Origin of the sequence: Streptomyces sp. NBC_01474 (assembly GCF_035918215.1) — a bacterium.
Classification (GTDB): domain Bacteria; phylum Actinomycetota; class Actinomycetes; order Streptomycetales; family Streptomycetaceae; genus Streptomyces; species Streptomyces aureus.
This window is the reverse complement of record NZ_CP109449.1, coordinates 3201582-3228527: the sequence shown is the minus strand read 5'-3', so window position 1 is coordinate 3228527 and position 26946 is coordinate 3201582. Positions and strand designations below refer to the sequence as shown.

At 69.5% G+C, this 26946-nt stretch carries 23 protein-coding genes and 1 pseudogene; 8 read left to right on the top strand and 16 right to left on the bottom strand.

The annotated features are described in order from the left end of the window. Positions 1–68 precede the first annotated feature (68 nt). From OG758_RS15065 to OG758_RS15035, 7 genes are all read right to left on the bottom strand, one after another. A complete protein-coding gene (locus OG758_RS15065; protein ID WP_326710481.1) occupies positions 69–629 on the bottom strand; it encodes a hypothetical protein in 561 nt (186 codons plus the stop codon). A 444-nt stretch (positions 630–1073) separates the two neighbouring features. Next, entirely contained in the window at positions 1074–1883 is an 810-nt protein-coding gene (locus tag OG758_RS15060; RefSeq protein ID WP_326710480.1) for an aminoglycoside phosphotransferase, read from the bottom strand. A gap of 83 nt (positions 1884–1966) precedes the next feature. Continuing rightward, positions 1967–2179 (bottom strand): hypothetical protein, encoded by a 213-nt coding sequence (locus tag OG758_RS15055; protein WP_326710479.1) that lies wholly within the window; start codon positions 2177–2179, stop codon positions 1967–1969. Beyond that, positions 2176–3285 (bottom strand): radical SAM protein, encoded by a 1110-nt coding sequence (locus tag OG758_RS15050; protein ID WP_442810326.1) that lies wholly within the window; start codon positions 3283–3285, stop codon positions 2176–2178. Before OG758_RS15050 ends, OG758_RS15055 begins: the two co-directional genes overlap by 4 nt. A 180-nt stretch (positions 3286–3465) precedes the next feature. Then, a complete protein-coding gene (locus OG758_RS15045; RefSeq protein ID WP_326710478.1) occupies positions 3466–3612 on the bottom strand; it encodes a hypothetical protein in 147 nt (48 codons plus the stop codon). 53 nt (positions 3613–3665) lie between these two features. Next, positions 3666–3956, bottom strand: a complete 291-nt coding sequence (locus OG758_RS15040) for a DUF6415 family natural product biosynthesis protein (protein ID WP_326710477.1) — start codon at positions 3954–3956, stop codon at positions 3666–3668. A gap of 134 nt (positions 3957–4090) precedes the next feature. Continuing rightward, the gene (locus OG758_RS15035; RefSeq protein WP_326710476.1) at positions 4091–5269 is read right to left on the bottom strand and encodes a helix-turn-helix domain-containing protein; all 1179 of its coding nucleotides are present in this window, start codon (positions 5267–5269) and stop codon (positions 4091–4093) included. A 131-nt stretch (positions 5270–5400) separates the two neighbouring features. Between OG758_RS15035 and OG758_RS15030 the strand changes: the two genes are divergently transcribed. The 4 genes from OG758_RS15030 to OG758_RS15015 all read left to right on the top strand — a co-directional run bounded on the left by OG758_RS15030 (position 5401) and on the right by OG758_RS15015 (position 8605). Further along, complete coding sequence (locus OG758_RS15030; protein ID WP_326710475.1) at positions 5401–5964, top strand: flavoprotein; 564 nt, start codon at positions 5401–5403, stop codon at positions 5962–5964. Positions 5965–6718: 754 nt separating this feature from the next. Further along, complete coding sequence (locus OG758_RS15025) at positions 6719–7042, top strand: DUF6233 domain-containing protein (protein WP_326710474.1); 324 nt, start codon at positions 6719–6721, stop codon at positions 7040–7042. A gap of 313 nt (positions 7043–7355) precedes the next feature. Continuing rightward, a complete protein-coding gene (locus tag OG758_RS15020; RefSeq protein ID WP_326715921.1) occupies positions 7356–7562 on the top strand; it encodes a hypothetical protein in 207 nt (68 codons plus the stop codon). Positions 7563–8368: 806 nt separating this feature from the next. Further along, positions 8369–8605, top strand: a complete 237-nt coding sequence (locus tag OG758_RS15015; protein WP_326710473.1) for a hypothetical protein — start codon at positions 8369–8371, stop codon at positions 8603–8605. Between the two features lie 152 nt (positions 8606–8757). Here OG758_RS15015 and OG758_RS15010 read toward each other — a convergent pair whose 3' ends face one another. From OG758_RS15010 to OG758_RS15000, 3 genes are all read right to left on the bottom strand, one after another. After that, positions 8758–9906 (bottom strand): hypothetical protein, encoded by a 1149-nt coding sequence (locus OG758_RS15010; protein WP_326710472.1) that lies wholly within the window; start codon positions 9904–9906, stop codon positions 8758–8760. Positions 9907–10132: 226 nt separating this feature from the next. Continuing rightward, a complete protein-coding gene (locus OG758_RS15005; protein WP_326710471.1) occupies positions 10133–10597 on the bottom strand; it encodes a hypothetical protein in 465 nt (154 codons plus the stop codon). Positions 10598–10737: 140 nt separating this feature from the next. Next, complete coding sequence (locus OG758_RS15000) at positions 10738–11355, bottom strand: hypothetical protein (RefSeq protein WP_326710470.1); 618 nt, start codon at positions 11353–11355, stop codon at positions 10738–10740. A 91-nt stretch (positions 11356–11446) separates the two neighbouring features. On the opposite strand from OG758_RS15000, the gene OG758_RS14995 reads away from it, so the two are divergent. Continuing rightward, entirely contained in the window at positions 11447–11731 is a 285-nt protein-coding gene (locus tag OG758_RS14995; protein WP_326710469.1) for a hypothetical protein, read from the top strand. A 51-nt stretch (positions 11732–11782) separates the two neighbouring features. On the opposite strand, the pseudogene OG758_RS14990 reads toward OG758_RS14995, so the two are convergent. The 6 genes and pseudogenes from OG758_RS14990 to OG758_RS14965 form a co-directional block, all read right to left on the bottom strand. Then, positions 11783–11959: pseudogene (locus OG758_RS14990) on the bottom strand (pyridoxamine 5'-phosphate oxidase family protein); the annotation flags it as partial. Between the two features lie 77 nt (positions 11960–12036). After that, positions 12037–13467: an amidase gene (locus tag OG758_RS14985; protein ID WP_326710468.1), complete on the bottom strand. Its 1431-nt coding sequence runs from the start codon at positions 13465–13467 to the stop codon at positions 12037–12039. Next, complete coding sequence (locus OG758_RS14980; protein WP_326710467.1) at positions 13464–15158, bottom strand: MFS transporter; 1695 nt, start codon at positions 15156–15158, stop codon at positions 13464–13466. The genes OG758_RS14985 and OG758_RS14980 overlap by 4 nt, the downstream gene beginning before the upstream one ends. Positions 15159–15341: 183 nt before the next feature. Then, entirely contained in the window at positions 15342–17669 is a 2328-nt protein-coding gene (locus tag OG758_RS14975; RefSeq protein ID WP_326710466.1) for a glycosyl hydrolase family 95 catalytic domain-containing protein, read from the bottom strand. 152 nt (positions 17670–17821) lie between these two features. Further along, positions 17822–18304 (bottom strand): DUF456 domain-containing protein, encoded by a 483-nt coding sequence (locus OG758_RS14970; protein WP_326710465.1) that lies wholly within the window; start codon positions 18302–18304, stop codon positions 17822–17824. An 85-nt stretch (positions 18305–18389) separates the two neighbouring features. Beyond that, the gene (locus tag OG758_RS14965; protein ID WP_326710464.1) at positions 18390–19415 is read right to left on the bottom strand and encodes a winged helix-turn-helix transcriptional regulator; all 1026 of its coding nucleotides are present in this window, start codon (positions 19413–19415) and stop codon (positions 18390–18392) included. A gap of 198 nt (positions 19416–19613) precedes the next feature. On the opposite strand from OG758_RS14965, the gene OG758_RS14960 reads away from it, so the two are divergent. The 3 genes from OG758_RS14960 (at position 19614) to OG758_RS14950 (ending at position 26894) form a co-directional block, all read left to right on the top strand. Then, the gene (locus OG758_RS14960) at positions 19614–23360 is read left to right on the top strand and encodes a S8 family peptidase (RefSeq protein ID WP_326710463.1); all 3747 of its coding nucleotides are present in this window, start codon (positions 19614–19616) and stop codon (positions 23358–23360) included. 125 nt (positions 23361–23485) lie between these two features. Further along, entirely contained in the window at positions 23486–25078 is a 1593-nt protein-coding gene (locus OG758_RS14955) for a protein phosphatase 2C domain-containing protein (protein ID WP_326710462.1), read from the top strand. Positions 25079–25148: 70 nt separating this feature from the next. Further along, the gene (locus OG758_RS14950) at positions 25149–26894 is read left to right on the top strand and encodes a pyruvate dehydrogenase (RefSeq protein WP_326710461.1); all 1746 of its coding nucleotides are present in this window, start codon (positions 25149–25151) and stop codon (positions 26892–26894) included. Positions 26895–26946: the final 52 nt, after the last annotated feature.

Here is a 26946-nt window from a genome sequence, read left to right as displayed (position 1 = left end):
GTGACGCGCCGCTCGGCTCCTGTTCCGGGCGGCGTGGGGCTCTTGAAGCGGCTGCGTTCGGCGTTGATCTACAGCACGTACCCGATCAATCCGTCGCCCTGAATGCCCGTCATCAGGTCTGCAAGTCGGGCAGCCTTTTTCAGTGCTGACGCGGCGGCCACGAAGTGGGGGCCTAGCTCACCGTAGTGGGGTTCCCAAAGGTCATGCCTACTCATGTCGACGACGACGAAGACGTCCTCGCGGATGCCGTACCGCCGTGCGTCGCGGACGCGCTGGCGCTGTTCGATGCGTGCGGAGCAATCGACGCTCCCATCAGAGGTGACGGTCCACTGGCCAACCGGGTGCCTACCGGTGAACAGGGCATGGCTGCCGGCGGCGGCGGCCGTAATGCAGGGTTCATCGATGCGGGCATACGCACCGTCATGCTGAAGTGACCCGTAGAGGTACAAGGGGAACAGCGGGGCTGCGTGATCCCGTGCGTAGTCGAAGAACTCCCGGGCCCGCTCGCGCAGGAGTGCTGCCCGCGCCTCGTGGGCCCTTTGCTTCTGGGCGCGGTTGATGGCTGCGGCTTCGGCAGCCTGCTCCTGTCGGCGCGCGTGTGCAGCTGCAGCGTCCCCCAAATCGGACATATTCATCCTCCAGGGTGTGGTCGACGACCCGTCTTCTCAGGGAACCAGGCGGGTATTTACAAGTCCATCCTGTTCTGGCAATGCCCTTGGGCTGCGCCTCAACCTGAACCCTCCCGGGTTCGGTGGAGTCTCCACCAAACCCAGAACGGTTCACCTACCGCCGCCCCGTCCGGCAGGACAGGGCGAATGTTGCCTGACGCGGCAGTAGCAGCGCCCCCAGTTGTGGACTGGGGGCGCTGTGACTGCACCTCCGTGCCTGGGAGCGTTTGGAGGGGGCCAGTCTTTGTGTGACCACATGCTTTAGGTGGAGTTTGCCGCTGGCAATGCCCACCGAACCCTGTTCACTAGAACGTGTGGACTATTCGCACAGCATGCACACACGTGCTCGATCCATGATCGACATCGCCGACGGGCTCGGCGTCCCGCTCCGCGACCTCGGCTGACCTACCGGTCCTCGGCCAAGTAGTCAGCGAGCAGGGCAGCGTGGCGAGCCAGCTCCTGCTTCCACTCGGCCGGCGACTGCTCGGAAATCTCGCGCCACAGAGCGGCCGAGGCCATCGAGAACGCGGCAAGCGCTCGAGCCTCGGCGTCGTGCCACGACGGGAACCGGTCAGCGAACCTGAGCGCATCCTCAACCGAGTGGCCTGCCTCCATGAGCCGCAGCGCCAGCGCCCCCGGATCGAGCCAGGCAGCGCCACGCGTCGGCCACGCCCAGTCGACGAGGCGGGCCCGGCCGCCGGTGATCAGGATGTTGTCTGGGGCGAAGTCGGTGTGGAGCAGCGCCGTGCCGCGGAAGTAGTGGAGGACGTCCGGCAGGGCGTAGTTCTTCCACCGGTCGGCGGCTTCCTTGATGTCGAGGTCGGCCGGCGCGGTCACGGCCTGGAGCTCGGTGAGCGCGGCCTCGACGAGTGGGAGGTCCGCCGAGCCGGGCGCGTAGTCGGCGTGCCTGCCGTGGACGACCTCGTATCCGAGGAGGCTCCACCCGGCGGCCTCGATGTGCCAGTGCAGACGGGGGCAGGAAGCGGGCAGGAGTGGGGCGACGGCCGCTTCGCGGCGCTGAGCGTCGACCTGGTGGTGGTCGGCAGGGATGCCCTTGACGAACACGGGCCCGCTGCCGGTGTGCAGGACGGAGGCGATGCCGGAGTTCATGCCGCCGGTCATCGTCTCGGTGTGGTGGACGGTGCCGGTCTTGTCGGCGACGGCCCGGCGGGCGTCGGCGGGGAGCTGCTCGAAGGCGATGCGAGGGATGGGCACGCGCTGATCCTCGGAGAGTGGGGGGATGATGCCGCCCCGGCCAGAGTACGGGCCAGGGCGGCACGGTGGTGCAGGGTGCGGTTCTAGTACGGCTGGTCGTCGCCGGCCGAGCAGGAGCACCTAGCGCCCTCGGCGGCCACATCGAGATCGGCGATGATCTGGAACTCATCCGTGCGGATCGGCGTGGCGGTCAGCGGGAGCGGCAGGGTAGCGGTCGCGTGCGCGGGCGGCCGGGTGCCGATGGTGAGCATCACGGGCTCGCGTGGCGGGGCGATAGTGGCGGTGGGCGGTGTCATGATCCGTAACCTCCGTGTTGGCAGTAGAGCTCTCGTCGATCCCCCGCCTCCTGGTAGAGCTTGGCCAGCGGCCGGCACGTTCGGCACGTGCCGACCTTTGTGCAGCCGGAGCAGCCACCGGTGCGGAGCTGTAGGGACTCGGCGATCTGGCCGAGTCGGGGGAGGGCATCCAGACCCTCGGTGATCAGGTTCACGCTCGGGTCGCGGCCGACCTTGCAGATCGAGGCGATGCCGTGCGGGTTGACGTGGAAGAAGGTGTGGCCCGCGTTGCAGCCGGTGAAGACGCTGCGCGGAGTGAGGTGGCTCTCGGCCTGCGTGGCGAGGGGGTTGGCCTCGCCGTCGATCGTCGGCGACATGTTCGTGAACACCTGATGCGAGAATCCGTACCGCTCGCACAGGGCGACCATGGCGTCGACCTCGTGGGCGTTGTCGTCCGACACGATCACGTTCAGCCGGACCGGGAGCCCGTCGGCACGGGCGGCGTCCAGGCCCTCGAGGAACCTGCCGAATGAGCCGCGGTTCCGGGTGACCTTCTCGTAGGTCTCCGCGGTCGCCCCGTACACGCTGAGGGTGAGCCGGTACGGGCGGTGCCGGGCGAACAGCTCACGGATCGGAGCTTTCCGTAGGGACGAACCGTTCGAGGAGACCTGCACCATCATGCCGAGCTGGTGGGCGTACTCGTAGGCCGCGCCGAACTCTCGGTCGATGAGGGCCTCGCCGCCCGTGATCTGTAGCCACAGGACGCCGGCGTCGCGCATCGTGCGGAGCAACTGCTGTTTGCCCTCCCAGTCCAGGCCCTCGAACCGCTTCTCTCCGAGGTAGCAGAACTCGCAGTCGTAGTCGCAGCCGAGGTTGATCTCCCAGGATGCTTTCGCGTACCCGTACCGGGAGCGCTCACGGACGAGGAGGTCCACGGTCAGGGGCCGGTCCAGGGGCAGCCGCCATGCCTGGCGGGCGGCGTCGTGCAGCCAGACCGGGGCGGCGTCCGGCCCGCTGAGGGCGCGGAGCTCGGTGTAGCGGGCCTCAGGGATACGGACGCCGGAGGGGTGACCGGGGTGCAGGAGAAGGTAGTCACTGAGGAACGGACTGGCGATCAGTCGGTGCACGAGCCTTCCTTTCGCGGAGGGGCGGTGCGGGCAGATGGGACGGGGGCGGGGGCGCCGGACGGGGCGTGGAACTACGTGGTAGGCGAGTCATGTTGGGCGGGCCGCCCCCACTGCTCGCCATCGGGCGGCCCGCCCTGCTCCGCCGCCAGTCACCTCCATGAACCCGACGGACGGGAGTTTTCAGTCGGCCTGCTTCTCGCCCGGCCGGCGCGGCCAGCCCGTGCCAGCCCGGAAGCCGTTGGTGAGCGGGCCGCTGTAGACGTTCCGGTGGTCACTCCGGTGGTCGGGGTGGAAGGTGCAGCGCATGGCGCCGTCAGGCTTGCGCATGAAGCAGATTCCAGGGATCTGCACCCACGGGAGCTGAGACGTCGGCTTGGGGCTCATCGGTCGTCACCTGTGATCTGGTGGAGGCCCCAGAGTGCGCGGCCGAGTGCGCTGATCGTGAGAGATGCGGCGAGCGGGCTAGGGCTCAATCCCTCGCGCATGACCGCCTCGGCCTCGTCGACCGCCCGTTCCCGGGATGCGCGCTCCGGTCCGGGCGCCGCATCCTCGACCTGTGCGGCCACGATCGGCGTCAGCCTCTGGATCGCCAGCCGTGCCGCCGCGTACAGGTACCGCAGCCGCTCCGGTGTGGGGTAGTCGCGGGGCGCGGACAGCGCCTCCTCGATCACCTCACAGATCGTGGGTGTCGGAAGCGCGGTTCCTCTGGGACTGCTCATTCTCGGCCCCCGCCGTCGTCGCGGATTCGCTGTGTGACCAGCGTCGCGATTCGCGAGGGGGCTAACTGTCACTCTTCAGTGACAACTCACAGGCCGACCCATGCCGCCATGTACCCCAGAGTGTCGGGCGTTTTGCGCTGCTGGTGGACGAGCCCTTGGATCGTCTCGCGGGCACCGGGGTGATAGCGGGTCTGTTGCGGCGCAGCCTCCCGCGCCCGGACCAGGGACTTCAGCGCGGCCTCACACCGTCCGATCTCCATCTCAGAACGGGCCCGGTCGATGTAGAAGTGCGCCCGCCGGGACGTCGCCCACGTGTTGGGCATCTTCACCTTGCGGGCCTTCTCAACGGCCTGCCCGTACTGGCGGAGCTCGCCCAACGCAGACACTTCGTGCACTGCCACGTTCGCGGGACCGAACGACAGCCAGTGCACCGCGGACGCGTCCCCGGTCCGCTTGGCGATCCGTCGAGCCTCGGCAAGGTGCGTGTCCACGAGCCCGGCGTCACGCGCCCTTGCTGCGATCACCGTGGCTCCCAGATGGAGTTGCCCGGCCACGGCGAGGGACTCGGTGCTCTCGTCGGCCTGGCCGAGGACGAGATGGCCGGCGGCGACGAGGCGCAAGCCGATGGTGTGCTCGCCCTCGCGGAAGTAGACGAGGCCCCGCATGTACTGGCGGACCGCGGCCAGAAGTGGATCGGACGCGCGCTGTGCAGCCCAATCCATGCGGTCGAGGGCGATGGTGGACAGGTCGTAGAAGCCGAGCTTGACGGCGATGTCGTGGGCGCTGCGGTACGTGGAGGCGAGGGCGCGCCACAGGTCGGTGGTCGGGTGGCAGTGAACGGCGGTCGTCAGTTCGGCGATCAGGTGGGGCAGGGGCTTGGCCGCGGCGGTGAGCTTGGCTGCCCTCACGCGCTGGCACAACAGGTCTGCGCCGGAGATGAGTTCGCCCGCCGAGCGGGGCGTGAGGTCGGGGTCGGCGCCGAGGTCGTACAGGTCGAGTGACTCGCGGATGGGGCGGATCAGTTCGGCGAGGCGATCTTGTTGCAGCTCGGTCATGTACGGCTGTCCTGTCAGGGCTGTGACGTCGATGTGCAGTGCCCTGGCGCATGCCGCGATAAAGTCGGGGGACGCCGTCTTGTGGCCGCCCTCGACTTGGTGGAGCAGGCTGTAGGAGAAGCCGATCGCGTCGGCGAATCCACGTTGCGTGTATCCGCCGAGCTTGCGAGCTTCCGCGATGCGGGCCCCTGCGTGGTCGTCTCTGGGCATACTGGAACTCCGTTCCTGACTCACCATTTGGAACGGTACTCGCGCTCCGTGGCGCTGGACCGGCAATCGCCCTCGTTCCATCGGAACGGGGGCGGTTGCGTGTGATCAACGGTGCGGGATGAGATGAGGGCATGACCTCACGGACCTTGTACCTGTTCGCGTCAGCCGCGCCCCCTGTGTTCGACGTGGCGCGGGTCATCGAGACGGCGCAGGCCGACGGGTGGGACGTGTGCCTCGGCCTCACACCGACAGCGGCCCGCTGGCTGGACGAAGTTGGCAGCCGCCGAGACAGTCTCGATGGCCTGGCCGCGCTCACCGGGCACCCGGTCCGAAGCGAGTACAAGTTGCCGGGTCAGCTGGATGTCTGGCCCAAAGCCGACGTCATCCTGTTCGCCCCGGCTACCTTCAACAGCATCAATTCGTGGGCGCTCGGCATCACGTCATCGTTCGTGGTCGGCGTAGCCGCCGAAGGCATCGGCAAGGGCATCCCGACAGTGACGATGCCGTGTGTGAACGCCGCGTACGCCCAACACCGGCAACTCGACCGCAGCGTCACCGAACTGCGCGAGCAGGGCGTCACGGTCCTGTACGGCGATGGCGGGTTCGAGCCCAACCCGGCGGGATCCGGCAAGCCGGCCGGGTATCCGTGGGGGGCGGCGCTTGCCGCGGCTCGCCAGCTCCTCGACGGAACATGACGAAACGCCCCCTCCCGCCCGAAGGCGAGAGGGGGCGAGGTCACGCGTACTGGCGTCGTTGCGGATCCAGGCCGGCCGCGGTCGGCGGCGTGTCCTCCGGGGCCGGTTGCTCCGGCGGCGGAGCCCCAGCCCGGCGGCAGACCAGCGCATTGGGATCGTCGGCAGGGGCCTGCCACGTGTAGCCGTCAGGGCACTGCGTCGTCCCGTCAGTTCCGTCGGTCCCGTCCTTGCCGTCCCGCCCAGCGGGCCCGGGCGGACCGGACGGGCCGGGCACGGTCGAGTCAGCGCCAGGCGCACCCCGTGGCCCCGGAGAAGGAGTGATCGTCGGCGCCGGTTTCCCGGATGCGCCCTGCGGACCTCTCGGCCCCGGCACTAGCACGGGATCACCTACACGGTCTGGGAGATTGTCGACCGCCCGGGACGGATCCGGCGCCGCCGGCGTTCCGCCCTCGGCTTCGACCTGCTTCCGCAGTATCCGGACGTCCTCCGCGGGAGTCGTCACCGCGTCGCCCCGCCGTCCGGCTTCCGCTCCGAGTTCGTCTGCGCGGCGGGCCTCGGCGTCGATACGCAGCCACACCAGGACGATCGCGCCGGACAGCGTCCACATGGTCCTCAATCACCACACGGCCGGGAAGAACAGCCGCGACACTGTCGCCAAGAACGGCGTCCCGGGCCTGCCCCCGCGTAGCGGGCGCCGCTACCAAGCTCGTGCACGGCGATCGACCAGAGGGTGTCGCCGTCGGCGACGGTGTACGTGCGTGACGTGCCCGGCGACCACGAGGCCTTGTGCTTCAGCCGCTCGGCGAGCCTCGAACTCGTCCGGCGGAAGATCGCCGACACCGAGCGGCGCGAAGCCGAGCAGCTGTACGGCCAGGAGCACCGGCCGCCCGCCCCGGACTGGCTCATCGAGATGGGCCTCGGCGGACGCGACCCCGTATACGTCCACGTCGGTGGGTGTCACATGGCAGGCAAGCTAAGCCGCGGCGTCGAACGCGATCAAGCACTGCGGGCCGTGACCGAGGGCATCGACGCATGCCCCCACTGCCGGCCCGACACCGAGCTCGGCGTGCTCGACTAACCGTCCCTCGCGCCAGCGCGCCTACGCCTGCGGACCGGCGCCGTCGCCCACACTGCCAGTCCCACGAGGGAGAAGACGATCACCCCGCCGACAACTGTGGGGACGACAGCCATCAGAGCCATAGCAAGCAACGCCTTCAGCAACATCCACGCATCGCTCACCGCGTCCCGCCGATCACCGTCATGTACGTGTCGACGCCCGATCGCGGCAGATAGTTCCGGATGCGGTCAGGGGGCCGGTGCGCCCACTGTTCATCCGGGAGATCTCCCCGCCCCGTGAACCGTGATCGTTCACAGATTGAGATCCACTTTCGATACGCGGCCTAGTCGTGCGCGCGCCGTCCCCCAGTGGCAGCCGGCGAGTCTCGGTGCGCGGACAGATCCTCGGACTCGCCTACTCGGATGGGGACGTCATTGAGTTCCTTCGCCGCGCGGGCCTGCCGGATGCGGAGGCGCTGCTCGACGAGCCCTCGTTCGTCCACTGGCGGGGCGGCCGGGCGCACCACTACGAAGCCGCCTGACGGTGCGCCAACTCCGGGTACAGCAAACTACTCACTGGGAGTCTGCTCAGGGGAGTTCGAAGACGGGGACGGAGCAGGGGTGGGGGCAGTACTGGGCTGATTGGACCTACTTGCCTTCCACCTCCTATATAGGTCGTTCGCCTCGTCGACATCATTCATGCCCAAGTCTGCAGCTCGCTGAAATTCCCGCTCCCATCTTGAGATCTTTCGTTCCGCCTTAAGTCGTACGGATGCCGCAAAGAAAAGATATCCGGTACCAGTGATGAAGCAGACGTGCAGCAAAAATACGAGATCTGATCCGGTGGCTCCGTCCGCATACGGGTGTTTAAGTGCAGTCCATTGAAAAATCCGAAATACACCCCAAAACTGCGTCGCTGCTGCCCACCCCCAGACGGCTGCGAGTTCGAGCGTGGCGCGGTGAAGCCATCGTAGCCTTTCGGTACGCTGCTTCAACCTTTGGGTGACCCGCTCCTCTTCTGTTGAGCTGAGGGGCGTCCCACTCTTGAAAGCCGTCAGAATCATCGTTGCGTCTTGCCGATACATCACTTCAATGCGCTCGCGGTCAGCATGCCCATTGCGTCTGGCCGTGAGGGACTCCAATGCCATTACGAGCATGAGGGCGGAAATTACAGTGGTGGCATTGGCGGCAAAATCCTGCGTCATTCGCGATGATTTTCCACCGCCTAGAAAATCATTGATGAATGAAAAAAACGCGGAGATGATTGCATTCTCCTTCCGGGTTCAGATCTCCAAGTTATCCACGGACACGCGTGCTCTTGTGCCCCTCGCTCTATCGTGACGACCCTGTGGATCACAGGGAGGCGTTGTGCACAGGGTGGACCTGGCCCGCCCCGGCACTCGCCGCGATGCCGGACGACGTACGCGAGGAGACGCTGGCGCTCATCGATGACATCGCCGCAGACAGGGCGGCCGGCCACGGGAGCACGGCCGCTACCGACGCCGTGCTCCGAGGGCGGGTGTGGGTGGTGTACGGGGCGCTCGGCGGGCTGCTCATCGTCCTCGATGCGGGGCGGATCGCCTGAGCGCTCCTATGCCTCGTCGAGGGAGAGCAGGGAGTAGGCGGTCGGCGGGTCTTCGGTGGTGGTGTCGTCGTCAAGTTCCACGGTTCCGTAACCCGGCTCAGCCATGGTGGGTCACGGGCGGGACTGGGCGGCCAACACACAGCCAGTCGGCTTCATTGAGGGAAGGGCCCCCAATGGATCTCAGCTCCGGGTGCGATGGCTAGGTTCTCAAATTCCACGGTACCCCCGCTGTATTCTGCGTTTCGAAAAATCACTGAGAGGTGCCCAAAATCGCAGGAGATGAACTTGACAGCCCCGTCAGAGAATCGGGCGCGCTCGAAGGTCACTTCATTTTCTAGAAAGTCGTCTACGGTCTCGTTTTCTGGGTTGCCTGCGAAGTGTGAACCCTTGAATATGACAGTGCCGCCGCGGAAGTGGGCGTCACCGAATGACACTCGGTCGATCGACCTTAGGCGCTCGAACAATACTTGCGATCCGCAGAAATCCGCTTGCTCGAAGCTGTAAGGCACGGCGCCCGCATGGGCAATAAACCCTGTCCCGCCAAATCTAACGGAGCCGCCGCTAAAACTGGCCTTAGCGAATGTGGAGTGCTTCATTTCGGCGAGAGTGAAATCGATGTAGCCATCGACGAATTTCGCACTCTCGAAGCTTACGGGACGCTGGAAGGATGCGCGAGCGAAAGAGCCGCCGTCGAATATCGCTCCGGTAAAGTCGAATTGGCACTGCGACCAGCTTGTCTGATCGCCCCCGTTCCGCAAATGGTTACGGATAATTTTGATAATCGTGAGCCTCACCTCCCGCTCACCGTGCTTGAAGCCGGAGGCCTCCTGAACTGGCTGGTAGGGCATCCGCAGGTAGGCGCATAAGACGTCCACACACACCTGTCGTTGCTCCGGCCAGTCGTCGGCCAGGCGCGCCATCGCATACACCCCTGCAAGTCGTACTGCGGCCTGTTCGTGGCCGAGTTGCTCGGCCGCGGTCGTGTACCGCTCGGCAAGCTGGCTCGCGTCTGCTCGGTGCGAGTCGCCTTCGGAGAGGAGCTGCTTGCGGTAGGCGTACACGCCGGCGAGCACGGCACCCATGAGCGTGATGACGGTGACGGTGGCTTTGATGACGTCCTGAACGTCGACGGGCGTCTTCGTCGTGTTCTCGGAAGTGAGCAGCGCGTCCGCACCTTGGTAGAGAGCGAAGGCGAGTAGCCCGACGGCTATCAGGGCGAGCGGGGCGACGAGCCAGATGGATCGCAGGTTGGGGGTGTGGCGGCCCTGTGACGTGTGGCGGCGCTTGAAGAGGTTGGGCACGGGGTGAAGCCTGCCGCGTGTGAGGAACGCTGCGCGGCGGGTTTGATCACTCTGTGACCTCGTCGTCGCTGCGGTGTGGGTGGCGCTCGGCGGGCTGCTCGTTGTCCTCAATGCCAGGCGCGTCGGCTGCGTTCGCGCGCCGCCTAATGTTGGCCCTGTCCTGGGGCGAGGTCGGTCGGTCCGTCGGGCGGGGACTGTACGAGCGCTGGCGGAATTGTGCTATCGCTCAAGGTGATGATGGAGGTCGCTGCGTCGAGACGTGGTCAGACTGTCCCGCCATCTGTAGATTCAACGCCTCCTCAAGTTGGTCTGCTTCGTCCCTGAGCCTCCCGAATCGTGCAACAGCAGGTCCCAAACCGAGCAGGATGACCAGCAGGAATCCGGCGCCGCCCGTCGTTGCGATGAAGTCGGCCCATCCCGGAGCGGCAGGGCGTTCCGTGCCCGCAAGCCAGGTGATCAGGTACGCCTCGGCAATGCCGTGGCTGACCACTAAGGCCACCCACACAACGTCGAGAAAGTATCTCCACATGGGCGGCCGTTCATATGGCGCCGACTCGCCGCGTCGCAGCTTCTCCAGGCGTTGTTTGGCCTTATCGACGTCATCCTTGACGCGGTTGTGCCATTCAACTCCTGCGAGGAGAAGAATGATTGGGATAACGGTGACCATCGCGCCAGCGAATTCCTCGGTCATCTTGACTGCCACTGTGCCCCCATCGCTCCGTCGGTGGTGAGGCACCGTAGCGGATCTCTACCGCTGCGTGTACCCGACCTTGAAACCCTGGATCGAGCTGTACCTGCCCCCGACGGACAGGGCCCGCTCCTGCGGGTGGGTCATGTGGCGATGAGCCCGTCCTCCGTCCAGATCCGCCCGCACTCCGCACAGTGCGCGACGGGCGGCCGGCCTTCCCCGCCGTGCATGTCGATCTCCCCACCACACGGGCAGCGTTGGGCGAGAGTCCGCTTCTGTGCGGTGATGTCGAGGGCGCGCTCCACACGCTCGGCGGCGCCGGCCGAGACGACTCCGACCTGTTCGGCCTCTGGCACGGTCAACCCCCGGAACGGGCCCGGCTGGTTCTCGACGCGGGCCAAGAGCCACAGCGCCGTGTACGGGACGGGGCGGCGGCGGCCGGTCCACCTCCAGCGGCGCGGGTCGGCCGCGTCCGCGCGGGCGAGGGCGTTGCGCCGTTCCCGGTCGGCTGTCGGCCAGGTTGCCGGGGCGGGTCGCATGGCGGGCCGCTGGACGGAGCTGGCGATCTGGTCGGCGGTGTCGTGGAGCGCGGCCTCGACGACGCGCATCGTGTCGAGGATCGCGATGCGCAGGGGCGGGCGGGTCTCGCCGACCTGCGACGGGTCGCGGTCGAGGTACTGCCGGGCGTAGGCGGCCTGCCAGCGGGCGGCTTCGACGAGCTGCTCGTCGGCGCGGTCGAGGGCGGAGAGGTAGTCGCTCATCCGGCCGGCGGGGGGCCAGGTGGCGAGGCCTGTGGTGGCGAGGGCGTCGCGGAGGTCGGTCCAGTGGAGGGCGATGGTGCGGAGGTGTGCGATGGCGGATGAGGAGAGCTCTCAGGCGCGAGGCGAGGGGCCGAGCGAGCAAGGACCTTCGCATCCTGACGAGCAGATGGAGGCTCCTCTTGCCGAGTTCCGTATGGAGATGCGAGACCGTTTCCCCGGTGGCCGTGCTGTCATAGGCGTCGAACAAGAGGGCGAGTTCGTGTGGCTGGCATCCCGGCAGCACGTGACCGAACAGGCTCGGGATGAGTTCGTGGATCAGCTCCAACGCATCGTCAATGAAGGCTGGTGGGTGCAGAATTGGCCCGGCCGGAGCTGACATTTGGGAGCGCCACTAGCCCGCAGGCCCTTGGCCTGCGGGTTTAAGTGTGTCCTTCAATCTACTTCGGCGCCCGAGCGCGTATCCGCCGACCAGGATCGTCCCGTCGTCCTGCGGGAAGAACCCCACCGGGTTCGCCTGCGGCTGGCCCTTCGGGTCGACGGTGGCCAGCCGTCCCAGGCGCTGGGACTTCAGATACGTGATCTCGGCCTCGCTGAATTCGGTCATGGCCTCAGCCAAACACGATCGCCCCCGTCATGCATCGGGCCCCGGTCCTAGGGCCGTTGCCCGATGCGTCCCGACGGTTACGAGAGGAGACGTGCGTACCTGTCGTGCCAGGGGTGCGCCTCCTCCAGCTGCGCGCTCAGGGCGATCAGGGTGGCCTCGTCGGCGGGGCGGCCCACCAAGGAGACGCCCACCGGGATGCCGCTCTGCGGGGTCCAGTACAGGGGGACGTTGACCGCCGGCTGGCCCGTCATGTTGTACGGGCTGGTGAACGCGCTGAACGCGCTCTGGCGGCGCAGATTGTCGAGCGGGTCGCCGGACTCGTCGAAGAACTCGTGCGGTTGCGGCAGCGTCGCCAGGGTCGGGGTGAGCACGGCGTCGTACCCGGACGTCGCCCGTACCGCGTGGCGTGCGGCGCGCTGCATCCCGGTGATGGCGGCCGCGAGCTGCTCGCCGCTGACCCCGCGCCCGAACTCGCGCCAGGCCCGGGTCACCGGCCGCAACAGCTCCTCCGCACCGGCGTCGAGGGCGTGGCCGAGCGACTGCACCCCCCACGCCGTCACGAAGTGGCCGCTGATCTCGGGGCCGAACGGCGTCGGGATGTCCTCCACGATGTGCCCGAGACCCTCGAGCAGTCGCGAGGCGTGTTCCCAGGCCGCCACGCACACGGGATTCACCGTCACACCTTCGGCGGCGGGCCGCGCGTACCGGCCGATGCGCAGCCGCCCGGGGGAGCGCTCGGCGTGGGAGAGGAACGTCTCGCCCGGCGGGAGCGGCGGCGCCCAGTGCGGGTCGCCCTGCTCGGGCCCCGCCAGAGCGTCGAGGAGCGCGGCCGCGTCGCGCACGCCGCGCGCCAACGGGCCCTGTACGGACAGGCCGTTGACCTCGATCCCGGCGGGGCCCGAGCTGACCCGGCCCCGCGACGGTTTGATGCCGAACAGGCCGCAGACGCTCGCCGGGATCCGGATGGAGCCGCCCCCGTCGCTGGCGTGGGCGACGGGCACGAGGCCGAGTGCCACGGCGACCGCGGCCCCGCCGCTGGATCCGCCGGCGGACAGGGCCGGGTCCCACGGGTTGCGGGCCGGACCCGTCACGTCGTTGTCGGTGTAGCAACAGCAGCCGAATTCAGGTGTGTTGGTCTTGCCGAAGCTGATCGTGCCTGCCTCGCGCAGCCGGGTCACGCTGTAGGCGTCGGCCTCCGGCACATGGCCCGCGAAGGCCTTGGACCCGTACGTCGTGCGTACGCCGGCCGTGTCGACCAGGTCCTTGACCGCCGTCGGTACGCCGAACAGCGGTGGCAGGTCCCCGTCCACGCGCCGCTCCTGCGCGGCTGCAGCCCCGGCCAGAGCGGCGTCGGGCGTCACCGTCACGAAGGCGCCGAACCGCTCGTCGTAGCGCTCCACCCGGTCCAGGTGGTGCCGTACGAGTTCCACCGGGCCGACCTCGCCCTTGCGGACGGCGGCGGCCTGTTTGAGCGCGCCGAGTGCGTGCAGCTGAGTCGGGGCGGTCATACGGCGCTCTCCTTCAGTTCGGCGACCTGCCGGGCCACGAGTTCCTCGTGCTCCTCGACGTCGCGGCGGGCGTCGCGCGGCCGCCACCTGCCCGTCATCACGAAGATGAACGGCAGGAACAGCACCTGCCCACCGAGGCACACCCACCACCAGGTCTGCCACGCGTGCGCGTTGTCCGCGCTCGCCCGCTGCACCTCAGGCCCGTGCTCCCGCAGGATCTTCAGCTGCGGCGCCGCCTTCTGCACGGTCTTCAGTCCTTCGGCGCCGACCTCCTTCTGCGCCTGGGCGAGGAGCGAGGCGGGTACCTTGCCCGGTGCGTAGGAGCCGAGTTCGGCGAAGAGCTTCGGGTGGGCCTTCGTGATGGCGAGGGCCGGGGCCGCCTGCACCGACGCTGCCTTGACCTCCGCGCCGTGCTCGATGAGCGGAGTCACCGTGCTCACCACGAGAGGCACGAAGGCGGCGGACAGGGCGACGGTGATCCGTATGATCCAGCCCCACACGGCGAGACCCGTGGCGGTGGCCGCCGGGTTGTGCCGCTCGACCGTCTCCGTGAAGCTCGCCATCCACGGTGAGTACGCGATACCGCTGGTGACGCCGATGCCCGCGACGATGAACGCGAACGTGTAGTAACCGGTGTGCGGTTGGGTGGCGTGCAGGGTGAACGCCAGCGTGAAGCCTATGGACCCGAGCGCGCCGAGCAGCATGAAGGGCTTGCGCACGCGCAGGCGGTCGGAGAAGAGGCCGGCCAGGACCAGGGAGACCGCGTTCGCTCCCCAGTACCAGTTCAGGAGGGCGTTGGCGCGCTGTGCGGTGTACCCGAAGGTGGTGGCGAAATACAGCACGAAGTTGCCGACGGCGGCGAAGTACAGCAGGAGGTAGACGCTGATGGCGACGGCGGAGCCGATGACGTCGAGGCGGAGCATCTGGCGCCACTGACCGCCCAGCGCCGCCTCGGTGTCCATCCCCTTGGCCCGCGCCTCGATCAGCGCGCGGTCGCGCAGGGTCACCATGATCTGGTCGCGCAGCGCCGGGGCGAGCTCGCGCAGTCCGAACAGCGCGACGACGAACACGACGAGGCCGCTGATGCCCGCGTAGCGGATCTCGTCCTGCCAGGTGGTGGCGCCGCTGAAGGTGCGGGAGGTGACGGCGGTGACCACGAGGCTGCCGATGATCGGCCCCATCGTCCAGTAGCCCATCGCCGAGGCCCGGCCGAGCTGCGGCGAGAAGTCCCTGATGAGCGCGGGGGTGGCGACCAGGATCATGCCCTCGACGAGTGACACGGCCGAGTAGACGACCAGATAGCTCGCCTTGCCCGGCGCGTTGGGCAGGACGAACGTGGTGAGCAGTCCGACCAGGAGCAGGCCGTAGACCACGATGTTCGCCCGGCCCCAGCGATCGGCGAGACCGGCCACCAGGGACGAGAAGGCGCCCACCGCGTTGGCGGCCACCGAGACGTACACGAAGTACAGGAACGTCATGTGGTAGTGGCTGATGATGGCGGTCGACACCGCGTACTGGATGTACAGCTGGTAGTAGAGAACGACCGTGGCGAGCACGACGAGCGCCAGGTACCAGTACCGGGGGCCGCTCTCGGGATAGTGGTCGAGCCGTCGGCCGCCGAGCCCGCTCAGCGCCGAGGACCGCGGCCGCTTGGTGCGCCGAGCCGTGTCCGCCGGTGATGAAACCGACATCATGCCTCCCTGCTGTCATGGCACACGCCAGCGCGTGCATGGTCGGGGAGGCTAATACCGTCCGGTCGGTATCTCATAGAGGTGGGACAAGGATTTGTGATGCCGTTTACGGCGGGAGCGTGCGGCCCGGGCCGGCCCGCCCCGCGCCGGGCGGGACCGGGCCGGGCCGGGCCGCGGGTCACGTCAGACGGGCAGCCCCCAGCGCGCGGCCGGTGCGTTCGCGGTCACCGGCTCGATGTTCAGGTCGGGGCGGTCGCCCTTCGCGGTGACGAGCGCAGAGTCGCCCTTGCGCAGAGTGATCCGGATCGTCCCGTCGCCCGCGTCCTCGTAGCGAAGTGACCTGCCCCGCCCGTCGCGTACGTCGACCGCGCCCGCGATCCCGTGCCGCACCACGCACGGCTCGCCCGCCTCGCTCACCAGCCGCACCCAGCGCGTCGTGCCCCCCTCACGCACCGCACTCAGCAGAAAGGCGCCCTGTGTACGGAAGTTGTGGACGGTGAGGTCCTTCCAGGCGGCGGGCAGGGCCGGGAAGACGCGGATCACGCCGCCCCAGGACTGGCACACCATGTCGTGCAGGGACTGGGCGGCCGACAGCGGAGTCTCGATGACGGGGCCCGACTCCTTGTACATGGTGTTGGCCTGGATGAAGCGGGACATGAGCTGGCCCAGGTACTTGAGCGCGTCCTCGCCCTTGCCGAGCAGCGCCGACATCGAGGCCGCGCCCGTGAACGTATAGCCCTGGAGGGCCCCTTCGAAGCCGACCCAGTGGGCCAACGACTTCTCGATCAGGGCGAGTTCGTCGGGGGTGCGGCCGGTCAGCTCGTACAGCGGGTACACCGCGAGCATGTGCGAGTAGTGGCGGTGGGACTTCGCGAAGGGGATGTCCGCGCCGATCATGAAGCCGTTCGCGTCCGTCGGGTAGGCCACGCGCCGGGCGAGCACCTCGCGCCAGCGGGGCGCCGACTCGTCATCGATACCGAGGAGTTCGGCCGAATCCAGGAGGGTCCGACAGCCCCACGTCAGGAGCATCAGGTCGTAGTTGCAGTCGCGGGTGTTGCCGCCGTACTCGGGCGAGAACGTCGCGGGCAGGTGCAGCCTGCCGTCGGCTCCCGGCTCAAGGAAGTGCAGGTAGTAGTTGATCGCCTTGCGCAGCAGGGGGAAGAGGACGTCACGCAGGATCTTCTCGTCCATGGTGTGGCGGTAGCTCAGCCACACGTTGTGGAGCGCCCAGGTGAGGTTGCCGACCTCGGGGGTCGGAGTGTCCTGGCCGGGGATGCCGACGCCGTAACCCTGCGCGTTGCTCGTCGCGCCGCCGTTCACGAGGTGCATGTCCGTGGTGCGCGGGATGCCGAGCGAGTCGGCCCGGTACGGGGCGGACATCTCGGCGGTGAGGTTGTCCCGGAACTCGCCGAGCGCCCGTGTGACGGCGTCGAGTTCGAGGTGGTTCGAGCCGTGGATCAGCCAGTACTCCAGCTGCACGTTGAGGTTCCACCAGGTCGCGGGCCACGGGGTCGGCTCCAGCCAGGGGCCGCTGGTCGCCATCACGGGGGCGTCCCGGCGGGCGGCGGACGCCGTCTTGTAGAGCTGGATCCAGTAGAAGCGCTGGATCCGGGCGTCGGGTACGGACAGGAAGCTCTTGCGGTAGTACGCGTGCCACCAGGCGCGATGGGTCACGGCGAGGGCGTCGTACGGGAGCCGGGCCGCGGCCCGCACCGTCGAGACGGCCCGGTCGCGGGCGGTGGACTTCGGGAAGGAGTGCGCCACGTTCACGTACAGCGTCCGCCGCTCGCCGCGGGTGCGCTCGCGCCAGGCGGTGACGTACTGGCCGCCGGACAGGAGCGGCTGGACGGAGACGGAGACGCCGTCGTACTCGCCGGACTCGGCGGGCGGATTGCCCTCGTAGCCGGCCGGGATCGGCTGGAACGCGGCGCGCGGGCTGATGGACTGCGCGGGGTGGAAGACCCATGCGAAGCCGCGCTCGCCCTCGGACGGGGTGACCTCTACGGCGAGGACGGAGAGCGCGTTGTTGACCTGGGCGCGGATCGTGAGCGTGCCCTTGTCGGTGGTGAGGGTGCCGGTCAGCTCCGCGTCACGAAGGCGCAGGCGCCAGTCGAGGCCGGTGACGGCGCCGACGGGTTCGAGCGTGAAGTAGCCGATGGGCAGCCGCGCCAGACCGAACAGGGAGCCGAACTCCGGGCGGTGGTCCTGGACCTCGGAGTGCTGGACGTTGAAGCGGATCGCGTTCTTCCCGGGCTCCTGGTAGATCCCGGAGCCGAGCAGGCCGTTGCCGAGGTACGGGCCCTCGTACCAGGTCTTCGGCATCTTCTGCCAGACGAGGTCGGCATCGTCGAGGACGGTGCGCCAGGCGTCTTCGGAGGGAGCGCTCGCCGCTGTGGCGGGGGTCGCGGCCGGGGTGGCGGCGGTGGCCTGAGCCGGCAGCCCGCCCGCCAGCGCGACCCCGGCGAGGGTGGATCCGGTGGCGAGCACGGTCCTTCTGGACGGTCTTGGCATGGCGCGGCCTCCACGTGTCGAAGCAGACGTCGATTCATCGGAGCTATCCCCTGCGGCAAGCTAGAGAGGCGATGAGGGCCCGTCAATATGCCGGGAGAGATCCGATGTAATTCGCGCTACGTGGATGCTGTACACATACATGAACCGGACGCTCAGCCCCAGATCACGGCCCCGATCCAGGCGCCCACGATGAGCAGGCAGGCGAAGAGTTCGGCCAGGACGCTGGAGCCGCCGGCGCGCATCGCGGTCCGGGTCGAGGCGACGGCGTCGCCGTGCCGGCCGAGGCGCAGGCGCTCGCAGAGGTAGACACCTCCGATGAACCCCGGGATCGATCCGATCACCGGGATCACGCAGAAACCGACGAGGGCTCCGGCCCCCGCCCATATCGCGGTGCGGCGCGTGGCTCCGCTCTCGCGCAGCCGGCGCGGCGGGAGCTGCCAGCGCAGCACCTGGGCGGCGAGCAGGACGGCGGTGGCGCCGACCAGGACACCCCAGGCCAGCCCGTTCGGGTTCTGGAGCGACCACACGAGGACCGCGGCCCACACGAGCCATGACCCGGGCACCCCGGGCACGAGCACCCCGCACAGGCCGAGCAGCATCACCACTCCCACCAGCAGGAGTTCCCACGCGCCCATCTGCCAAGAGTGCCGGACAACGACGGAACCCGCAGATCGCAGAGCTTCACGCTCCGCCACCACCGACGGCTTCCGGCCGCGGAACTCAGCCCTCCGCGGCGTGCTCCCCGCGCGGCTGCGCCGGCACGTCCCGCGACACCCAGCCCCGCTCGTACGCATGCCAGCCCAGCTGGAGCCGCGTCGTCACACAGGCCAGTTCCATCAGGCGCTTCACCCTGCGCTGGACCGTGCGGAGCCCCAGGTCGAGCTGCTTGGCGACGCTCGCGTCCGTGAGCCCGGCCAGCAGAAGGGAGAGGATCTCCAGGTCCGTGCCGTCGGGGCCGTCCGGCTCCTGCTCGGTGATGGCGCGGCTGCTCTCGCCGAGCCGCAGCGGCAGGGCGTCCCGCCATACCGCCTCGAACAGGCCGGACAGCGACTCCAGGAGCCCGCTCGCGTGGACGACGAGCGCCGCGGGCTCCGCCGTGCGCGAGGTCAGCGGCACCATCGCGAGAGCCCCGTCGGCGATCACCAGCTTCGTCGGCACCCGGTCCACGACCCGTACCTGCTCGTCCCGCCCGATCGCGGCCGACAGCTCCGTCAGTCCCGTCGGCATCGAAAGGACCTCGCGCTCCACCACGACCCGGTACGCGACGCCCCGGCTGGTGGCCTGCTCCTCCGCCTCGTTGTCCATCCCCGACACGGCGATCGGATTGCCGGTGACCAGCGCGCAGACCTCGTCCGTCGCGCCCAGCTGAAGCTGGAGGAACCGCTGCGCGACGGCCGCGGCGCCCGTGACCACCTCGACCAGATCGTGCACGGCGGGCTCGGCGGCCTGCGCCCGGTACTCCTCCGCGAGCAGTGCCGCCGCCAGCTCCGCCTTCTCCAGCTCGTGCCGCTGCTGCGTCAGGAGCGCGCCGAGCGCGACGCCCGGCGGAGCCGCGACCCAGCGCCCCGGCCGCGCCGACGACTGCGCCGCGAGCCCGTGCCGCTCCAGCCTGCGCAGCGCGTGCTCGGTCTCGTACTCGGCGAGGGCGAGCCGCCCCGCGAGATCGGGCACGTCGGCCGCGCCCAGTGACACGAGCGCGCGGTACGTGCTCTCGTGCATCTCGTCCAGACCTATCGCACCCAGCATGCGGCGATGCCCCTCCCCGAGCCTCGGTTCCGGCGGCACCGTGGCGGGAAACGGCCACGGCACAAACCCGCCGCGCCCCATCTTCCCCGTACCACCGCTCTCTCTGCCAATGTGGCGCCACCGCAGCACCAACATCCGCCGGGAATATGGCCTTTGCGCCGTATTCACCTGCGCTTTCACCTGGGGAGAGGGAGAGCGATGCGCGCGATATCGCGTACGGCCTCGGTGGCGGCGACCGCCGTCGTCCTGGCCGTCACCGCGGCCCTGCCTACCGTGGCCGAACCACGGGGGGACGCCAAGAGACCGCTCGTCGGCAGCGAGGCGGCCGCGAAGGAGGGGGCGGGCTCCGTCGTCACCCTCGTCACGGGCGACCGGATCCTGGTGACCAAGGACGGCACGGGCCACAGCGCGGCCACCGTGCTCCCCGGCGAGGACGGCACCGCCCCGCTCGTGCAGACGCGGACGTCGGGCAAGGACCTCTACGTCTACCCCGCGGGCGCCGTCAAGGCGATCGCCGACGGCCGCGTCGACGAGGAGCTCTTCAACGTCACGGGCCTCGTCCGCCAGGGCTACGACGACGCGCACAGCAAGACGCTGCCGCTCATCGCGGTCTACGACAAGTCCGTGGACGTCGCCCGCAGCGCGCCCGCCGCCCCGCGCGGTGCCGAGCGCGGCCTCGTGCTCGACCCCGTCGACGGCGTGGCGCTGAAGGCCGACAAGAAGAAGGCCGCCGACTTCTGGGCCGACGTCACCGACACCCGCTCCCGTGCCGCCGGCTCCCTCAAGAAGCTCTGGCTCGACGAGAAGATGCAGGCCAGCCTCGACCGGTCGACGAAGCAGGTGCACGCCCCCGAGGCGTGGGCCGCGGGCTACGACGGCAAGGGCACCAAGGTCGCCGTTCTCGACACCGGTGTCGACACCGACCACCCCGACCTCAAGGGGCGCGTCGCCGAGTCGAAGAACTTCACCGACTCCGACGACGCGGGCGACCACCAGGGCCACGGCACCCACACCACGTCCACCGTCGGCGGCACCGGCGCGGCGAGCGACGGCAAGGAGCGCGGCGTCGCCCCCGGCACCACGCTCCTCAACGGCAAGGTCCTCAACGACTCGGGCTCCGGTGCCACTTCGTGGATCATCGCCGGTATGCAGTGGGCCGTCGACCAGGGCGCCGACGTCGTCTCCATGAGCCTCGGGAACCCCGCACGGACCGACTGCACCGACCCGATGGCCACCGCCACCGAAGAACTCGCGCAGTCCTCGAAGAACACCCTCTTCGTCATCGCGGCGGGCAACACCGGCCCGGCGAACAACACGGTCTCCTCGCCCGGCTGCGCCCCGAGCGTCCTGACCGTCGGTGCCGTCGACGGCGCCGACGCCACGGCGAACTTCTCCAGCCGCGGCCCGGCCTACGGCTCGCACACCCTCAAGCCCGAGATCACCGCACCCGGCGTCGCCATCTCGGCCGCCGCCGCGGGCGGCCGTGGCATCTACGCGTACCAGTCGATGAGCGGTACGTCGATGGCGACCCCGCACGTCGCGGGCGCCGCCGCCATCGTCAAGGAACGCCACCCCGACTGGAACGCGCAGCAGATCAAGTCGGCCCTCGTGTCCTCCGCGGACGCCGCCATCCCCGGCGACGTGCGCGAGACCGGCGGCGGCCGTCTCGACGTGAAGGCCGCGATCGACGAGAAGGTGCTCGGCGCGAGCGCCGTCCAGGGCGGCAGCTTCAACTGGCCGCAGGACAGCAGCGACCGCACCACCGTCGACGTGCCCTACACCAACACCACCGACAAGCCGGTGCGGTTGAGCCTGGACGTCAAGGGCGTCACCGGCAACGACGGCTCTCCGGTCCACTCCTCGGTCGCGAAACTCGGCGAGCGCACGGTCACCGTCCCGGCGGGCGCGACCGTCGAGGTCCCCCTGAAGATCGACCCCACCGCCTCGCTCAAGGCCGCCCAGTACGGCGACGTCACCGGCCGCGTGCTCGCCACCGCCGACGGCGTCGGCGTCTCCACGCCCTTCTCGCTGTACGTGCAGCCGGAGACGGTCACCCTCCGCGTCAAGCTCGTCGACCGCTCCGGCAAGCCCGCCGGCGCCCAGTCGTCCGTCGACCTGATCGGCACCGACGACGCCAGCGGCGAGCGCCGCTTCAACGAGGGCGCGGCCGACCAGACGTACCAGGTGCGTCCGGGCCGCTACTTCCTCTCCAGCTTCGTCGCCACACCCGACACCGAGGGAACCCTCCTCAACTCCCTTTCCTATCTGGCCCGTCCGCAGCTCGAGGTGAAGAAGGACACCACCGTCGTCCTCGACGCGCGCAAGGCGAACCGGCTCACGGTGAAGACCGACCGGGCCTCCGAGTCGCGCGGCGCCACCCTCGGGTTCGCGCGCAGCTGGGACGACACCTGGCTGCACGCGGGCACCGCGTCCGGCGGCCGCACGATCGCCGGCTACTACGCCGACGTGGAGGGCCGGGCCACCGACGGCAGCTTCGAGTTCGACAGTTTCTGGCGGGCGGCGGCCCCGCAGCTCGCCGAGTTCGGCATAGTGGGCGGCCCCGCGTTGCACGCGGTGGCCGGAGCCACCAACTCGGCGAACCTCGACGGCACCGGCACGGCGCAGGTCGTCGACGCCAAGTCCGGTACGGCGGCCGAGCTCGCCGCGGCCGGGGTCAAGGGCAAGATCGCCCTGGTCGAGCTCGCCGACAGCGGTGCGGCCGCGGCCGTGTCCAAGGCGGCCAAGGACGCCGGAGCCACCGCCGTCCTCGCATACCGCTCGATCCCGGGCCGCTTCTACCCGTCCGTCGGCTTCATCGGTGGCCCCCTGGCCGTCATCGGTATCCCGTCCGACGAGGCCGCCGACCTGCTGACCCGCATCGCGGGCGGCGAGGTGACCCTCCACTGGAAGGCCACGGCGAAGAGCCCGTACATGTACAACCTGGCCTTCCCCGAGACCGGCCCGGTGCAGAGCGCGCGCACCTACACCGTCCGCGACCGCGACCTCGCCGAGAACAAGGCGACGTACCGCGCGATGGGCACCCCCACCGACTACCTGGACATCCCCAGCGTCACGCGCCCCAGCGGATTCTCCGCCTACTTCGGTGACTTCGAGACGGTCGCGGCGCCCTCACGGCGCACCGAGCTCTACTCGCCCGGCACCACCGGCTTCGGCCACCAGGTCTCCAGCAGCTTCCCCTGGGGCGAGTTCATGATCGACCCGGTGCGCACCTACAAGAAGGGCGAGCACCGCACCGAGGAGTGGTACGGCGGAGTGCTCGCGCCCACCACGCCGCTCGACGACGCGGGCAAGCCGGCGCTCGCCGCCGAACGCCAGGGCAACCTGATCGGCGTCGCGCCCGGCTTCTGGGGCGACAGCGAACACCAGGGTGTCCAGGGAAGCTTCGGTGACTTCGGCTCCATGGACCTGAAGCGCGACGGCGAGGTCGTCAGCCACAGTCCCTTCCCGTTCGGTGTGTTCGACGTTCCGGCGGACGACGCCGCGTACGACCTGTCGCTGCACACCTTCAAGCAGAGCTTCGGCGCCTGGAACCGCTCCCCGGAGACGCAGACGACCTGGTCGTTCCGCTCGCACCTGGAGGAGGACGTCTACTCGCAGGGCATCCCGCTGCTCTTCCCGCACTACGCCCTTTCGCAGGACGACCTCAAGACGCTGCCCGCCACGGACGGCCAGCGGATCACCCTCACCGCGACCGGACACGCCGGCTACACGCCCGGCAAGCTCACCTCGGTCAAGCTGTCGTACTCCTACGACGGCGGCACCACCTGGACCGAGGCGCCGACCGCGCAGAGTGACGGCAAGTGGACCGCGACCGTGAACCACGCGGGCGCCTCCGGCAAGCAGGTCACCCTGAAGGCCCAACTGACCGACGCCAAGGGCAACTCGGTCGAACAGACGGTGACGCGCGCCTACGACGTGCGCTGATCACCGAACGAGCCGGTCCGCCGGGCGTCCTTCCCGTGGGGGGTGGGGTCGTCCGGCGGACCTTTCGCGTGCGGGAATTTCCGGATGCCCGTTTTCGTACGGCCCGTGCGGTGGACAATAAGGGCATGAGCCAGCAGGGGGAGAGGAACTCCGGCCGACACGGTCAAGGCGACGACTGGTGGGGGCAGCTGTACGACGACTCCACCGACGACACGGGTCCGACCCCGGCCCCGGACACCCTCGACGACCGGTTCGCCTCGGCGTCGGGGACGGTGTCGGCGGGGCCTGAACGCGCCGATGAGCAGGAGGCGGTCGCGGAGCAGGTCCCGGAGCGGGCGCCTGTCCCGGAGCAGGTCACCGGGCGGGCGTCTGTCCCGGAGCAGGTCCCGGAGCAGGTCACTGGGCGGGCGTCTGTCCCGGAGCAGCGGATGGTGCCGCCACCCCAACCGCCACCGCCGCCCGCCCCGCCCGTGGACGCCCCACCGCCGCCAGCGCCTGCCCGGCCCGTGGACCCGCCGCCGGATCCGGGCGCCCCGCGCGCTCCGTGGGAACCCCCGGCGCATGCTCCGGGACGTCCCCAGAGCTTTCTGCCCGGGCCGCCGCCCAGCCACCGGCCACCGCCGCCCCCTCCCTCCGCCGCGCCGGACCTGCGTGCGCCCGATGCCCATGCGCCCGCCTCCGACGCGGCCCCCGACGCCGGTCCTGGCCAGGACGCGGTCGTCGCCGAAGAGCCAGAGGCCCGCCCCGACCCCCCCGTCGTCCCCTATGTCGGCGACGGCCCTCCCACGTACGACGCCGAACCCACCGCGCTTCCGGCCGCCGACCCCGACACCCTCGACGACCTCGTCGCCGACACCGTCCTGGACGGCGCCAGGTACGGGACCTCCACCCTGCGCGCGGTGTCGGTGCGCGGCGACTCCGCGCGCTACCGCGGCGAGCCCCGCCGCGACTGCCTGCTCACCGCCCGGTTCGGCACGGGCCCCGGCGCCCTCATCCTGGTCGCCATGGCCACCGGCGCCCGCGCCGCACCCGGAGCGCACCGCGCGGCGGCCGAGGCCTGCGACTGGATCGGCCGCGCCGTCGGCCGCAGTCACGCGAGGCTCGCCGAAGACATCCGCGCCGCCCACCGGGGCGAGCTCAAGTCGGGCTTGCACCGCCTGACCGACCGCAGCCTCGGCAGACTCAGGGCGAGCGCCGCCGAGCAGGGCCTCGAACCGGAGGAGTACACGGCGAGCCTGCGCTGCCTCCTGCTGCCCGCCGACCCCGGCTGTCGCACCCGCGTGTTCTTCGGCGTCGGCGGGGGCGGCCTGTTCCGGCTGCGCGACGGCGAGTGGCAGGACATCGAGCCGCAGGTCTCCGAGGCGTCGGGCGCCCCCGTCGTCGGCTACGGTTCGCCGCCGCCGGAGACCCCTGACGGCGACCGCCTGACCATGGACCTCGGGATCACCACGCCCCCGAGCCCGTACGAGCCGGCGCCCGAACAGCCCCGCGACCCGTTCCGCTTCCGCGCCTCCGTCGCCCGCCCGGGCGACACGCTCCTGCTGTGCACGGCGGGCCTGGCCGAGCCCCTGCGCGGCGAGCCGGAGCTGTCCGGGCACCTCACGCGCCGCTGGGACGGGAGCGGCCCGCCCGGCCTCACCGCGTTCCTCGCGGACACCCAGGTACGGGTCAAGGGGTACGCGGACGACCGCACGGCCGCCGCCGTTTGGGAGGCGTAACCACGCCCGCTGTGGATTCATGGGGAAAGGAATGTCCTCAGGACCCGGTTCGTGAAGGGGCGCGTGAGTCATGGCCAAGCAGAACGTCGCCGAGCAGTTCGTCGACATCCTCGTCCGCGCGGGCGTCAAGCGCATGTACGGCGTCGTCGGCGACAGCCTGAACCCGGTCGTCGACGCGATCCGCCGCAACTCCGCGATCGACTGGATCCACGTACGGCACGAGGAGACCGCCGCGTTCGCCGCCGGGGCGGAGGCGCAGATCACCGGGAAGATGACGTCCTGCGCCGGCTCCTGCGGGCCCGGCAATCTGCACCTCATCAACGGGCTCTACGACGCCCACCGCTCCATGGCCCCGGTCCTCGCCCTCGCCTCGCACATCCCGTCGAGCGAGATCGGCCTCGGCTACTTCCAGGAGACCCACCCCGACCGGCTCTTCCAGGAGTGCTCGCACTACAGCGAGATGATCTCCAACCCGCAGCAGATGCCGCGCGTCCTGCAGACGGCGATCCAGCACGCGGTCGGCCAGTCGGGCGTCAGCGTCGTCACCCTGCCCGGCGACGTCGCCGACCGGCCCGCCCCCGAGAAGTCGGTCGAGACGGCGATCGTCACGTCCCGGCCGACCATCCGCCCCGGCGACACCGAGATCGACCGGCTCGTCGAGATGATCGACGACGCCGCCAAGGTCACCCTCTTCTGCGGCAGCGGCACCGCGGGCGCGCACGCCGAGGTCATGGACTTCGCCGAGAAGGTCAAGTCGCCGGTCGGGCACGCCCTGCGCGGCAAGGAATGGATTCAGTACGACAACCCCTTCGATGTCGGCATGAGCGGGCTGCTCGGGTACGGCGCCGCGTACGAGGCGACGCACGAGTGCGATCTGCTCATCCTGCTCGGCACGGACTTCCCGTACAACGCGTTCCTGCCGCAGAAGGACGTGAAGATCGTCCAGGTCGACGTCAGGCCCGAGCACCTCGGCCGGCGCTCGAAGCTGGACCTCGCCGTGTGGGGCGACGTGCGCGAGACGCTGCGCTGTCTGACCCCGCGCGTGGAGCCGAAGACGAACCGGCGCTTCCTCGACAAGATGCTGAAGAAGCACGCGGACACCCTCGAAGGCGTCATCAAGGCGTACACGAAGAAGGTCGAGAAGCACGTCCCGATCCACCCCGAGTACGTCGCCTCCGTGCTGGACGAACTCGCCGCCGAAGACGCCGTGTTCACGGTCGACACGGGCATGTGCAACGTGTGGGCGGCGCGCTACATCTCGCCCAACGGCCGCCGCCGCGTGATCGGTTCGTTCTCGCACGGCTCCATGGCCAACGCGCTGCCGATGGCGATCGGCGCCCAGTTCGTCGACCGGAACCGCCAGGTCGTCTCGATGTCGGGTGACGGCGGGTTCTCCATGCTGATGGGCGACTTCCTGACCCTCGTCCAGCACGACCTGCCGGTCAAGGTCGTCCTCTTCAACAACTCCTCCCTCGGAATGGTCGAGCTGGAGATGCTCGTGGCCGGGCTCCCGTCATACGGGACGACGAACAAGAACCCCGACTTCGCGGCCGTCGCCCGCGCGTGCGGCGCGTACGGGGTGCGCGTGGAGAAGCCGAAACAGCTCGCCGGGGCCCTGAAGGACGCCTTCAAGCACAAGGGCCCCGCCCTCGTCGACATCGTCACCGACCCCAACGCCCTGTCGATCCCGCCCAGGATCAGCGCCGAGATGGTGACGGGCTTCGCGCTCTCCGCCTCCAAGATCGTCCTGGACGGCGGCGTCGGCCGCATGGTGCAGATGGCCCGCTCCAACATCCGCAACGTGCCGCGCCCGTAGCACCGCCGGGCCACGAGTTCGTTGGTGGATGAATCCACAGGAGTGCGGACAT